Below are 12,420 nucleotides of genomic sequence, written 5' to 3'. Positions count from 1 at the left end.
ATCAGTACTCGTTGAGCAAGGTGCGGATCAGCTCGCGCATCTTGTCCATGTCGAATGGCTTCTGGCAGCAGGCGGCGATGCCGGCGTCTTCCAGGTCATCCTTGCCGATATTGTCGCTGTCGCTGGTTATCATCATCACCGGCGTGTCCGGCTGGAGGCCGCTGCCGCGGATGTGGCGGGCGAAGTTCAGCCCATCCATGCCCGGCATGTGGTAATCGGTGATGATGAGCTTGAACGCCTCCTGCTCCAGATACGGTATGGCCGCCTCGCTGCTGGCCGCCTCGCAGAAGTGCTCGAAGCCCAGCTTTTCCAGCACCTGCCGGATGTGATGGCGCGAAGTGCTGCTGTCGTCGACGATGAGCACGTTCATCAGCGCCATGTCGGAGTCGATTTCAGCGCCCAGGCTGGGGCAGTTCAGAAAACTCATCACCGACTGCATCGCCTGGTCGAACTCTTCCGGGGTGAACGGCTTGGGCAGGATGGCCAGGCTGCCGGCCTGGCGTATGGTTTCCAGTCTTTCCGGGTTGGTTTCGCTGGAGATCAGGATGAAGGGCAGGTCGTACAGGTCGGTGCTTTCGCGCAGCTCCCGCACCAGCTCCGCGCCCGTGATGTCGGGCAGATGGTAGGCGCTGATGATCAGGTTCGGCCGCCTTTGCCGGGCCTGCTCTATCAGCTCGCGGCCGGATGGGTGGATTTCTATCTGGGCGGCGCCCATCGCCTCCAGCGCCTTGGTGATGATTTGCGCCTGCACCTGCGAGGGTTCGGCCAATGAGATCAGCAGTTGTTCCAAAGCCAGCATCGCTCTGCTCCGACATTCTACTTATTTACATTATTGTCGGTTTGGCACGATTTGGATGGGCCGGCAAGCAAAATCCTCAAATAGCTTGATGCGGATGAGGGCGGCAAGTTTTGCCGCCGCCCGCGCCGCGGCGGACCCGCAAACTTGCCGCCTGCGGCCGAAACGGCGTGAAAACTTGGCTTTGCGCGGCTTTCAAGCACTGGCACACTTCGTGCTTTAGCGTAGGCCAGCGAGGAGATTGCCCAATGCTAGACAAGATTGCCCACTATTTCGATTTTCAGCAGCGCGCTCTGAATTTGCAGGCCTATCGCGCCGAAGTGATAGGCAGCAATATCGCCAACGCTGAAACGCCGTATTACAAGGCGGTGGATTTCGATTTCAAGTCCGCGCTGCAAGCCCAGGTGGACAAGCAGGGGCAACTGAAGCTGGCGCAGACCGACGCGCGCCACATCGCCAACCAGACCGGCGAAGGTTCCGGCACGCCGCTGCAGTACCGCAGCGCGGTGCAGCCCAGCCTGGACGGCAACACGGTGGACATGGATGTGGAGCGCGGCGCTTTCGCCGACAACGCCTTGCAGTATCAGACCACGCTGACCTTCCTCAACAAGAAGATCGGCGGGCTGAGCTCGGCGATCCAGGGCAGCGGCACGGGAGGCTGATTGAATGTCACTGTCCAATCTCTTCAATATTTCAGGTTCGGCGCTGTCGGCGCAATCGATGCGGCTCAACGTGGTGGCCAGCAATCTGGCCAACGCCGAAAGCGCCACCAGTTCCACCGGCCAGCCTTACAAGGGGCGCCACGTGGTGTTCACCGCGATTCCGGTGGACAACGCCCAGCCGCAAGTGGCCGGCGTGCGCGTGACATCGGTGGTGGAAGACCAGTCGCCGCCGAGGCTGAAGTACGAACCGGGCAATCCGCTGGCCGACGAGCGCGGCTATGTGACCATGCCCAACGTCAACGTGGTGGAGGAGATGGCCGACATGATCGCCGCCTCTCGCGCCTACCAGAACAACGTTGAAATGATGAACACCGCCAAGACGCTGCTGCAGAAGACGCTGCAGCTCGGTCAATAAACTAGCTAAAGGGTGACGGCCATGGCTACCGCAGCAACGAACGGCATCGGAAACGGATTCGATTACTCCAACGTGAACAGCGGCCAAGTACCGGCCGGCTCCATTCAGTCGACCAACAACGCCGGTGCGAAGTCCAGCAATTCGTCGGTGACCAGCGCGCAGGCGATGCAGAACAATTTCCTGACGCTGCTGACCGCGCAGCTGAACGCGCAGGATCCGCTGAATCCGATGGACAACAGCCAGATCACCAGCCAGATGGCCCAGATCAGCCAGGTGGCCGGCCTGCAGACCTTGAACCAGACCATGCAGCAGATGGTGTCGGCGCAGAGCGCCACTCAGTCGCTGATGGCTTCCAGCATGATAGGCAAGAATGTGATGGTGGCCGGCAATACGCTGACCGCGCCGGCCGCCGGCCAGACGACGCAGGCAGGCGTGCTGTTGAACGGGCCCGCCGCCTCGGTGCAGGTCAATGTGCTGGATCAGAACGGCAATCTGGTGGATACGGTGCCGCTGCAGAACCCGGGCAAGGGCCTGACAACCTTCAGCTGGGACGGCAAGGACGCCAACAACAACCAGTTGCCGGCCGGCGGCAGTTACACTTTCCAGGTCAAGGTGGCGCAGGCCAGTTCGTCGGGCAACACCACCGCCACCGCCTACAACACCCAGCAGGTCCAGGCGGTATCCTGGGCCAATGGTTCGCCGATGCTGGTGCTGCCGGGCAACAACCTGGTGCCGTTGTCCAATGTCGCGCAGATGTCCTGAAGCACTCTGCCTAAATAAAGCTTGATGAGGAGCAGTTGAGATGGGCTTTCAACAAGGTCTGAGTGGTTTGAACGCGGCGTCCGTGCAATTGGACACCATAGGCAACAACGTGGCCAACGCCAATACCGTCGGTTTCAAGAGCTCGCGCACCGAGTTCGCCGATCTTTACGGCAACAGCCTGTACGGCATCACCGCGACCACGCCGGGCATCGGCACCCAGGTGCAGGCGGTGACGCAGAACATGGGCAATGGCAATCTGGACTCCACCGGCCGCAGCCTGGACCTGGCGATCAACAATGCCGGTTTCTTCATCATGGGCTTGCCCAACGGCACGCAGGCATATACCCGCAACGGCCAGTTCCAGGTCAACAGCCAGGGCTACTTGGTCAACACGGCCGGCAACTTTGTCCAGGGTTGGACCGCGAATGCGAGCGGAGCCGTTTCCCAGGGACCGGTTGGCAATCTGCAGCTGACCACCACGTCCATCGCGCCGCACGCCACCACCAAGCTGAGCATGCCGGTGCAGTTGAATTCCAATCAGAAAACGCCCACCGGCGTGCCCCTCAACAATCCGGCGGACCCGACGTCGTATAACTGGCCGAATACGGTGCAGGTGTTCGACAGCCTGGGTAATCCGCACCAGATGGTGTTTTATTACTCGCTGACGTCGTCGGCGGCCACCGGCAATACCTGGACGGTCAATACCTATGTCGACGGCAAGCCGACGACTACAACCGGCGGCGGCGCAAGCTTCACATTGAATTTCGACACCAGCGGCAACCTGACCCCTTCCCCCTTCACGCCGGTGCCGATCACGTTCACCACCGCGCCGGTGAATGGCTCCGCGATTCCGCAGACCGTGACCGTGGATTTCACCAACTCGGTGCAGAATAACCAGCAGTTCGGCACCTTGTCGCCGCAGATTCAGGACGGCACGGCGCCGGGCACGCTGCAAGGGGTGAACATCTCGGCCAACGGCCTGATTCAGGCCAGTTTCTCCAATAGCCAGACCAAGACCATAGGCCAGATCGCCCTGGCCACCTTCGTCAATCCGCAGGGCTTGCAGGATGTCGGCGGCAATATGTGGTCGCAGACCGGCAATTCCGGCTCGCCGACGGTCAACAACCCGGGGGCGGGCAATGCCGGCACGTTGTCGTCGGGCCAGGTGGAGGATTCCAACGTCAACCTGACCAACGAGCTGGTGAACATGATCACCGCCCAGCGCTACTACCAGGCCAATGCGCAGACGATCAAGACGCAGGACACGCTGATTCAAACCCTGTTGAACATCTAAGCGGCGAGTTGAAGCATGGATAGAATGCTGTATCTCGCGATGACCGGCGCCAAGCATGAAGCTTGGCAGCAGGCGACCACCGCGAACAATCTGGCCAACATCAATACCAACGCCTTCAAGGCGGATCTGGCGGCATACCGCGCGCTGCCGGTGATAGGCGACGGCGCGCCGACCCGAACCTATGTCGTCGACAATACCATCGGCTTCGACGCCAGCCAGGGCGCTTTGCAGCATACCGGCAACCCGTCGGACTTCGCGCTCGGCTCGCCGGGCTTCTTCGCGGTGCAGGGCGCGGATGGGCAAGAATCGTATACCCGCGATGGCGGCTATGTGCTGGACGCCAATGGCTTGATGCATACCCGCACCGGTCTCGTCATCATGGGCGACGGCGGCCCGATCACGGTGCCGGCGGGTACCCAGGTTCAGCTGGGGCAGGACGGCTCGGTGATGGCGGCGCCGCTGACCGGCGCCAATCGCGCGCCGCAGCTGGTGGGGCAGATCAAGATGGTCAACCCCGGTCCCAAGGACGTGTACAAGGGCGAGGACGGCCTGTTTCACGTCAATGGCGGCGGCACACTGCCGGCCAGCGCCGATGTCAAGCTGGTGCCGGAGACGCTGGAGTCGTCCAACGTCAATTCGGTGGAGGCGCTGGTGCAGATGATCTCCCATGGCCGCCAGTACGAACTCAATATCAAGATGATGCAAACCTCGCAGCAGAACGATCAACAGGCTGCGCAGTTGCTGTCCATGAGCTGATGCCGGGACGGAAGAAAGAACAAGGTAAAACGCCATGATGCGCGCACTGTATATCGCCAAGACCGGCATGGATGCCAGCCAGTTTCAGCTGGACGTGGTGTCCAACAACCTGGCCAACGTCAACACCATAGGCTTCAAGCGCAGCCGCGGCGTATTCGAGGAGCTGTACTACCAGACCCTGCGCCAGCCGGGCGGACAGCTCGCCAACGGCAGCACCTTGCCCTCGGGCCTGCAGATCGGCACTGGCGCGGCAGCTGTCGCGACCTCCCGCATCCACGCCCAGGGCATACCGACGCAGACCGGCCAGCCGTTGGACATGCAGATCGACGGCGATGGTTTTTTCCGGATCCAGCTGCCCAATGGCACCACCGCGTACACCCGCGACGGCGAGTTCCAGCGCAATGCCAACGGCGACGTGGTGACGGCGATGGGGTATCCGATGAACCCCAATATCAATATTCCTGCCAACGCGAAGCAAATCACCGTGTCGACCGCCGGGGTCGTGCAGTACACGCTGCCCGGCGCCACCGCGCCGCAGACGGCGGGCACGATTCTGCTGACCACCTTCATCAATCCCCAGGGCCTGGAGAGCGCGGGCGGCAATCTGTACCTGCAGACCGCAGCCTCCGGCGATCCGCAGGACGGCGACGCTCAAACCGACAACCGGGGTTCGATCCGGTCCGGCTTTCTGGAAATGTCCAACGTCAACGTGACCGAGGAACTGGTCAATATGATCACCGCGCAGCGTTCGTTCGAGATGAATTCGCGCGCGGTGACCACCGCAGACCAGATGCTGCAAAAGCTGAGCAATCTGTAACGATGGGCCGAGCGCGGCCGGCATGATGGGAGTAGGGCGATGAAAGCCAATCTGGCGATTTTGCTGTCCGCGGCAGCTTTGCTGACGGGATGCGTGGTGCAGGAGCCGCCGCTGGTGCAGGGCCCCACCACCGCGCGGCCGCAGCCGCGCTCGGTGGGTCTGCCGGCCAATGGCGCGATCTTCCAGGCGGCCAGTTACCGGCCGATGTTCCAGGATTCGATGCCGGTACAGGTGGGCGATACGCTGCAGGTCACGATTCAGGAGAATTCTTCCACGTCGCAATCCGAGCAGACCACCGACACCCGCACTTCCGGGCTGACGTCCAGCATTACGGCGGGGGTGAAGATTCCCTTCCTGCCCAGCGGTTTGGCCAGCGGCCTGGGCGGCACCAGCTTCAACAGCTCGGGCACCGCCAACAATACCGGCAAGGGCAACAATCAGGTTGCCACCACCTTCGTCAGCTCCATCACAGTGACGGTGATCGACATGTTGGCCAACGGCAACCTGGTGATCAGTGGCGAGAAGCTGGTGCGCATCAACAGCGACACCGAGTCCATCCGCCTGTCCGGCGTGGTCAACCCGAGGGATATCTCTCCGGACCGCACCGTATCGTCGCTGAAAGTGGCGGATGCGCGCATCGAACAGCAAACCAAGGGCAATAACCGGCTGTACAACGAGCCGGGTTGGCTGTCCAAGATTTTCATGTCGCTGCTGCCGATTTGAGCGCGGCGAGGGATGGAATGATGAAGAAATGGATTGTGTTGGCCAGCCTGTTGCTGGCCTCGCTGCCGGCCTTGTCGGCGCAGCGCTTGAAGGACATCGCCAATATCGGCGGCGTGCGTCCCAACCAGCTGATCGGCTATGGCCTGGTGGTGGGTTTGGACGGCAGCGGCGACAAGGTGACTTCCTCGCCGTTCACCGGCCAGGCGATGGCCAATATGCTGAACCAACTGGGCGTCCAGGTTCCGCCGGGCACCAAGATCGACCCCAAGAATGTGGCCGCGGTGACGCTGACCGCCACTTTGCCGCCGTTCGCCAAGCGAGGACAGACGATCGACATCACGGCGTCGTCTATCGGCGACGCCAAGAGCCTGCGCGGCGGCACGCTGCTGCTGTCGCCCCTGAAGGGCGCCGACGGCCAGATCTACGCGATGGCCCAGGGCAATGTGGTGGTGGGCGGCGCCGGCGCGTCGGCCGGCGGCAGCTCCACCCAGATCAACCAGCTGAGCGTCGGCCGCATTCCGGGCGGCGCCACTGTTGAGAGAGAAGTGCAGACCGCGCTGGGCGACGGCGAATTCATTCACCTGGAGCTGCAGGAGGCGGACTTCACCACCGCCAACCGCGCGGTGCAGGCCATCAACAAAGTGTTTGGTTCCGATACCGCCCGCGCGGTGGATGGCCGCCTGATCGAGGTGAGGGCGCCGTTCGACAGCAACCAGCGCGTGCAATTCCTGTCGCGGATGGAAAATATTGCCGTCGATCCGGCAGATCTTTCCCCGCTGGTCATCATCAATGCCCGCACCGGCTCCATCGTGATGAACCAGGCGGTGACGTTGAGCTCCTGCGCGGTGTCGCACGGCAATCTGTCCGTCACCGTCAACAACACGCCGCAGGTGAGCCAGCCCAATCCCCTGTCGGGCGGCAAGACCGTCGTCACCAACCAGGCCGAGATCACCATCAACAGCACCAGCGGCAAGGTGGTGGGCCTGAAGGGCGGGGCCAACCTGTCCCAGGTGGTGAACGCGCTCAACGCGCTGGGCGCCACGCCACAGGATCTGATTTCCATCTTGCAGGCAATGAAATCGGCAGGCTCGCTGAAGGCCGACTTGCAGATCATCTGAATTTGGCGCAGCTGGCATGATTGTTGCTGTTATGCGGCGAGGAGTGATTGATGACCGCTAAATTCCAGTCTGTTCTGCCGCAGGACGCGCTCAGCCACCAGTTGGCGGTAGACCCGAGCCACCTGCGCAGCCTGCGCGCCAAGGCCGCTTCGGACCCCAAGGCCGCCGCGCGGGAGACTGCGGCCCAGTTCGAGTCGCTGCTGATGGGCACCATGCTGAAAGCCATGCGCGAAACCAAGTTCGACGATTCGGACCAGTCCAACAGCATGGACACCTTTCGCAGCCTGTCCGATCAGCAGATGATCCAGGCGATGAGCGCCAACGGCGGACTGGGGCTGGGGGACATGATCTACCGCCAGATTGCCAAGCAGTCGGGTTTCAGCCCGGATGAAGGCAAGACCGCGCTGGCGCATCGGCAGGCGGGTCCCGCGTTGATGGTTCAACCGGCGGGGCAGCGCATGCTGCAGGCTTACCGGAGCGCGCAGTCCGAGGCTGACGGCGCGGTGGCCAGCCTGGCCCAGCCGCCCGCGCCGCAAACGGCGGGAGGCGGCAAGAGTTTCGCCAACAGCTTGTTGCCGCATGCCCGCGGGGCTGCGCAGCAATTGGGCGTGGCGCCCGAGTGCGTGGTGGCGCATGCGGCGCTGGAGAGCGGCTGGGGCAAGCGCACGATACGCAATGGCGATGGTTCGGACAGCCATAACCTGTTCGGCATCAAGGCCGGTTCGGACTGGCAAGGCAAGACCACTACCGTCATGACCACCGAGTATGTGGGCGGCGCGCCGCAGAAGCGGATGGAAACCTTCCGTTCCTACGGCTCTTATGCCGAGGCGTTTTCCGATTACGCCAAAGTGCTCAAGGGTTCCTCGCGTTACAAGAACGTGCTGAACCAGGGGCAGAACATGTATGGATTTGCCCAGGGGCTGCAGGCAGGCGGTTACGCCACCGATCCGCGCTATGCGCGCAAGCTGGTGGACGTGGCGGCGAGTCTGGCGCAACAAGTGGCCAAAGCTTGATCAAGTTTTGGCGGAAACAGCCGATAAGGACGGCAGGATAGGGGATAATCATGGCAATCGTCGGAGCAGACATATTTGGCATCGGGCTAAGCGGCCTCAACGTCGCTCAGAACGCGTTGTCGGTGACGAGCAACAACATCTCCAATGCGTCCACGCCAGGCTACAACGTCGAATATCTGACCCAAGCCAACCGTCAGCCGCAGAATGCCGGTTTCGGCTATCTGGGGCAGGGTGTCGACGCCACCAATGTGCTGCGTACTTATAGCAAATTTCTGTCCACTCAAGTGCAGAGCGCGCAGGCCAACAGCAGCTTTTACTCTTCGCAGCTGCAGCAGCTGAATCAGATCAACAATACCATCGCCAACTCGTCCCAAAGCCCGAATCCGGCCATACAGTCTTTCTTCGGCGCGCTGCAAACGCTGTCGCAGCAACCGGCCTCGCTGCCTATCCGTCAGAACGTGCTGAGCATGGCGCAGGCGCTGGCCACGTCGATGACCTCGATGAACAGCCAGCTGGTGCAAATGCAGCAGGGGATCAACGGCCAGATCGACACCACGGTGCAGAGCATCAACGCCCTGGGTCAGCAGATCGCCGATTTGAATCAAAAAATCGGCGCGGCGACCGGCGGCAACGCCTCCGCTCCCCAGGCGCAGCCCAATGGGTTGCTGGACGCGCGCGATCAGGCGGTGCTGCAACTGAACAAGCTGGTGGGCGCGACGGTTTCCATCGCCAGCGACGGCACCTATACCGTCAATATCGGTAGCGGGCAGACGCTGGTGATCGGCGGCACGGTCAATCAACTGACCACCCAGGCCGACCCCAACAACAACACCAACCGCCAGGTCGGTTTCGTGAATCCGGCCGGCGGCTCGCCCATCATTCTGCCCAACAGCGTCCTGGGCAGCGGCCAGCTGGGCGGCTTGCTCAATTTCCGCGACGGGGCGCTGTTGCAGACGCAAAACCAACTGGGCACGCTGGCGATCAATTTCTCTGCGGCGATGAATTACCAGAACTCGCTGGGGCTGGATTACAACGCGCAGCCCGGCGGTCCCATTTTCCAGGACTTGTCGTCTTATGCCGCCAAGCCGCAGTTCGCGGCGGGGCAGTTTCAGGTGTTGATGGGGGATCCGAAGGCGTTGGCCACTGCCTCCAATCTGGTGCCGACGGGCACGGCGGGGGGCACCAGCGGGGTGACGATGACCGGCGTGTGGTCTTCCTTGCCCGGCACCTACGCGGGCAGCATCAATGGCTCGCCTCCTGCTTTGCCGTTTCCGACCAATGCGACCCACCCGTCGAATGGCCTGACCAATATGACGGTCACGGCGTCGGGCGTCGCGCCTGTGACGATGACCGCCACCATCACCGGTCCCAATGGCGGCGGCCCCTACAATGTGGTGGCCAATACCGGCCAGCCTAACAGTTACAAACTGCAGACCACGGCGGTGCCGCCGGTCGATGTCGGCATTGGCTTCCAGCTGTCCGGCACGCCGGATTTGGGCCAGAGTTTCACTGTAGGGCCCGCGACGGTGGGCGCGCCGAACCTGAAGGCATCCGGCGACAATAGCAATTTGCTGCAACTGACCGCCCAGCAGAATATCAATCTGGTCAATAATCAGTCGTATCAGGTTTATTACACCTCCATGGTGGCTTCGGTGGGCAACCAGGGATTCGCCGTCGGGCAAATGAATGCCGGCGCGCAAAAAACGCTGGAACAGGCCACCACCAACAACTCGAATTATTCAGGCGTGAACCTGGATCAGGAAGCCGCCAATCTGATCAAGTACCAGCAGTCCTACCAGGCCTGCAGCAAGGTGATTCAGATTGCGCAGAGCACCTTTTCCAGCATTCTGAACATCATGTAAGGAGAGCGGCGATGCGCATCAGCTCGACAACGCTATATCAGTCCGGCGTGAACAACATGTCGAATCTGCAGGCACAGCTGGTTCAGGTGAACACGCAGATCGACTACCAGAAGCGTGTGGTCATGCCATCCGACGATCCCGTCGCCGCGGCGCGCATCGAATTGTTGAACACCTCCAACGGACAGAATACGCAGTACAAATCGAATACCCAGGCGGTGGACAGCTGGCTGTCGTATTCCGACACTGCGCTGAAAGGCGCGATCGACCTGATGAATTCGCTGAAGGGCCAGGCGATCTATGCCGGCGATGGCGCCTTGTCCACCACGCAGCTGCAGGCGATTCAGAAGACGGTGAAGGAAGGCTTGTCCGAGCTGGTGGGCTATGGCAATGCCACCGACGGCAACGGCAGTTATCTGTTCAGCGGCAATCAGATCAATACGCCGCCCTTTGCGCTGAACCTGTCGAGCAATCCCCCGACCATCGCGTACAACGGCGACAATGGCCAGCGCAGCGTGCAGGTCAGCGCCTCTCGGATCATGGCGATTTCCGATCCCGGCAATATGGTGTTTGGTTCGCTGGCGAGCGGCGGCAGCCCGACCGCCGCATACGATTCGGTGATCAGTTTGTACAACCTGCTGGGGCAGAATCCCAAGCCGGCCACTTTCGCGACGCAGTTGAACACCATCATCAACCAGATGAGCGACGCGACCCAGCAGATGAACATCGGGCTGGCGTCGGTGGGCGCGCGCGAGCAGGAAAACGCGAATCTGCAGGGCATGAGCGACAACCTGAGCCTGCAGTACAACAGCGGCATCAGCGCTTTGCAGGATCTCGACATGGCTCAGGCGATCTCCCAGTTCACCCTGACCCAGACCTCGCTGCAGTACACGCAGAAAACCTATGCCCAGGTCGCGCAGCTGTCCTTGTTCAATTACATTTCCGGCTGATCTGCCCTCGGGGCGAAAACGGGCCGCGACGCGGCCCGTTTTCTTTTGCGCATTCCGGCTCGCTCAGTCCAGGCTTGCCGGCTCCACCACGATGCCGGCGCGCAGGCCCGGCTTCACCGCGGGGTTGGGGAACAGGATGCGTTCCTGGCCGCCGCTGGCCACGTAGCGGACATCCCCATCCTCGGCGATCAGCATGCCGTCCGGCAGCTCGGTGAAATTCTCGACATCGTCCGCAAGGTGCAGGCGGAAAGCATCGCTGAGTTTGACCAGATCATATTTGGCGCGGAACAGGGGCAGCGCCGCCTGGGCGCCGCTGCCTGAGGCTTCGGCCGACAGCAGCGCGCGCAGCGCTTGGTCTATGCCGGAGAAACGCGACAGATCGTTCTGGCCGAACGGGCGCGCCTTGCCCAGCTCCAGCGTGAAGGCGTCCGCTCCGCAGCGGCGGCTGGTATGGTAGCTGAAGGTGTTGGCCGGCTGGCTGTGCAGCAGCACGGCTTCGATTCCGCATTGTTGCAGCCAGGCCAGTTGCTCGCGATTGTGCGCGCGTTCATGAATGAAGGGGTAGATCGCGAATTTTTCGAACGCCGAGCCGCGAATGGCGGTGTGAAGGTCGTAATGCAGGCGGCGGCCGCGAGCCGGCGCGAAAAAGGCTTCGGCCACGCGTTCCAGTTCCGCGGCCCGCGCCGACTCGGGCCATTCGGCTTGCTTGGCATGGGCGCCGTTGAACAGGCGGTTCATGTCGTAGCTGCCGTAGCGGACGCCCTGACGGATGGCGTCGAGGTTGGCGAACATCACCAGCAGGCGGCAGCGCGGCGCCAGCCGGCCTTCGGCGATGTCGCGCAGGATGCCGTCCACCACTTCGATGGGCGCGGTTTCGTTGCCGTGCACGCCGCAGGACAGCAATACGGAGTCGGTCTCGACGGCGCCGCCATTCAACTCCACGCAGCCCGGCGCCAGCCAGCGCGCGGCCAGGCCGCCGGCCAGCGGCCATTCGACGAGGGAAGTGGGAGCGGATAGCGCGTGCTGCAGGAAGGATGGCGTGTTCGTCATGGCGTGGCGGTTCGATGGCGATGGATGATGTCCGATTGTAATCGCGGTCCGCTGTCCGGTCATGTCGTGGCGCGGCAGCAGGCGGTTGCGAGTGTTGCGGATCTGGTTAAAAAGCTTGTCGTTTGCGAAAAAACAGGCATGCTTCAGGAGGGCGCGGATGGTGCCCGATGTCATGGCCGGGGGGCGCGCGCGCGCGCAATCCTTT

General features: G+C 62.1%; 13 protein-coding genes. 11 read left to right on the top strand and 2 right to left on the bottom strand.

Translation table 11 applies throughout. The annotated features are described in order from the left end of the window. Position 1: 1 nt before the first annotated feature. On the bottom strand, positions 2–799 hold the full coding sequence (locus ACY3GB_RS04455) for a response regulator (RefSeq protein WP_463087685.1): 798 nt from the start codon (positions 797–799) through the stop codon (positions 2–4). Between the two features lie 245 nt (positions 800–1,044). Here ACY3GB_RS04455 and flgB point away from each other — a divergent pair, with 245 nt between their 5' ends. Genes flgB through flgL form a run of 11 tightly spaced genes read left to right on the top strand, consistent with a single transcriptional unit; the run spans position 1,045 to position 11,165 of the window. Beyond that, complete coding sequence (gene flgB, locus ACY3GB_RS04450) at positions 1,045–1,458, top strand: flagellar basal body rod protein FlgB (protein WP_463087684.1); 414 nt, start codon at positions 1,045–1,047, stop codon at positions 1,456–1,458. Positions 1,459–1,462: 4 nt separating this feature from the next. Further along, positions 1,463–1,873, top strand: coding sequence for a flagellar basal body rod protein FlgC (flgC, locus tag ACY3GB_RS04445; RefSeq protein WP_021477269.1), 411 nt, complete (start codon positions 1,463–1,465; stop codon positions 1,871–1,873). Positions 1,874–1,894: 21 nt separating this feature from the next. Further along, positions 1,895–2,635, top strand: coding sequence for a flagellar hook assembly protein FlgD (locus tag ACY3GB_RS04440; RefSeq protein WP_463087683.1), 741 nt, complete (start codon positions 1,895–1,897; stop codon positions 2,633–2,635). A 40-nt stretch (positions 2,636–2,675) separates the two neighbouring features. Continuing rightward, complete coding sequence (gene flgE, locus ACY3GB_RS04435) at positions 2,676–3,929, top strand: flagellar hook protein FlgE (protein WP_463087682.1); 1,254 nt, start codon at positions 2,676–2,678, stop codon at positions 3,927–3,929. Between the two features lie 15 nt (positions 3,930–3,944). Then, on the top strand, positions 3,945–4,685 hold the full coding sequence (locus ACY3GB_RS04430; protein WP_463087681.1) for a flagellar basal body rod protein FlgF: 741 nt from the start codon (positions 3,945–3,947) through the stop codon (positions 4,683–4,685). Positions 4,686–4,719: 34 nt separating this feature from the next. Next, a complete protein-coding gene (gene flgG, locus ACY3GB_RS04425) occupies positions 4,720–5,502 on the top strand; it encodes a flagellar basal-body rod protein FlgG (protein WP_463087680.1) in 783 nt (260 codons plus the stop codon). A 39-nt stretch (positions 5,503–5,541) separates the two neighbouring features. Further along, positions 5,542–6,225 carry a flagellar basal body L-ring protein FlgH gene (locus ACY3GB_RS04420; protein WP_463087679.1) on the top strand — a complete coding sequence of 228 codons (684 nt, stop codon included), beginning with the start codon at positions 5,542–5,544 and terminating at the stop codon, positions 6,223–6,225. Between the two features lie 20 nt (positions 6,226–6,245). After that, complete coding sequence (locus ACY3GB_RS04415) at positions 6,246–7,343, top strand: flagellar basal body P-ring protein FlgI (RefSeq protein WP_463087678.1); 1,098 nt, start codon at positions 6,246–6,248, stop codon at positions 7,341–7,343. Positions 7,344–7,393: 50 nt separating this feature from the next. Beyond that, entirely contained in the window at positions 7,394–8,356 is a 963-nt protein-coding gene (flgJ, locus tag ACY3GB_RS04410) for a flagellar assembly peptidoglycan hydrolase FlgJ (protein ID WP_463087677.1), read from the top strand. A 50-nt stretch (positions 8,357–8,406) separates the two neighbouring features. Beyond that, positions 8,407–10,218, top strand: coding sequence for a flagellar hook-associated protein FlgK (gene flgK / locus ACY3GB_RS04405; protein ID WP_463087676.1), 1,812 nt, complete (start codon positions 8,407–8,409; stop codon positions 10,216–10,218). Between the two features lie 11 nt (positions 10,219–10,229). Beyond that, on the top strand, positions 10,230–11,165 hold the full coding sequence (gene flgL, locus ACY3GB_RS04400) for a flagellar hook-associated protein FlgL (protein ID WP_463087675.1): 936 nt from the start codon (positions 10,230–10,232) through the stop codon (positions 11,163–11,165). A gap of 63 nt (positions 11,166–11,228) precedes the next feature. Here flgL and astE read toward each other — a convergent pair whose 3' ends face one another. After that, positions 11,229–12,215 carry a succinylglutamate desuccinylase gene (gene astE / locus ACY3GB_RS04395; protein WP_463087674.1) on the bottom strand — a complete coding sequence of 329 codons (987 nt, stop codon included), beginning with the start codon at positions 12,213–12,215 and terminating at the stop codon, positions 11,229–11,231. Between the last annotated feature and the right edge of the window lie 205 nt (positions 12,216–12,420).

Source organism: Chromobacterium sp. Ag138 (assembly GCF_055181315.1).
Note: the sequence above shows the minus strand (reverse complement) of the source record. Positions and strands in the feature narration are given on the sequence as shown.

Coding starts and splice junctions, on each gene's coding strand:
- flgG (WP_463087680.1), top strand. CDS start 4,720: ATGATGCGCGCACTGTATATCGCCAAGACCGGCATGGATGCCAGCCAG.
- flgC (WP_021477269.1), top strand. CDS start 1,463: ATGTCACTGTCCAATCTCTTCAATATTTCAGGTTCGGCGCTGTCGGCG.
- ACY3GB_RS04430 (WP_463087681.1), top strand. CDS start 3,945: ATGGATAGAATGCTGTATCTCGCGATGACCGGCGCCAAGCATGAAGCT.
- flgK (WP_463087676.1), top strand. CDS start 8,407: ATGGCAATCGTCGGAGCAGACATATTTGGCATCGGGCTAAGCGGCCTC.
- flgJ (WP_463087677.1), top strand. CDS start 7,394: ATGACCGCTAAATTCCAGTCTGTTCTGCCGCAGGACGCGCTCAGCCAC.
- ACY3GB_RS04420 (WP_463087679.1), top strand. CDS start 5,542: ATGAAAGCCAATCTGGCGATTTTGCTGTCCGCGGCAGCTTTGCTGACG.
- ACY3GB_RS04415 (WP_463087678.1), top strand. CDS start 6,246: ATGAAGAAATGGATTGTGTTGGCCAGCCTGTTGCTGGCCTCGCTGCCG.
- flgL (WP_463087675.1), top strand. CDS start 10,230: ATGCGCATCAGCTCGACAACGCTATATCAGTCCGGCGTGAACAACATG.
- flgE (WP_463087682.1), top strand. CDS start 2,676: ATGGGCTTTCAACAAGGTCTGAGTGGTTTGAACGCGGCGTCCGTGCAA.
- ACY3GB_RS04455 (WP_463087685.1), bottom strand. CDS start 799: ATGCTGGCTTTGGAACAACTGCTGATCTCATTGGCCGAACCCTCGCAG.
- flgB (WP_463087684.1), top strand. CDS start 1,045: ATGCTAGACAAGATTGCCCACTATTTCGATTTTCAGCAGCGCGCTCTG.
- astE (WP_463087674.1), bottom strand. CDS start 12,215: ATGACGAACACGCCATCCTTCCTGCAGCACGCGCTATCCGCTCCCACT.
- ACY3GB_RS04440 (WP_463087683.1), top strand. CDS start 1,895: ATGGCTACCGCAGCAACGAACGGCATCGGAAACGGATTCGATTACTCC.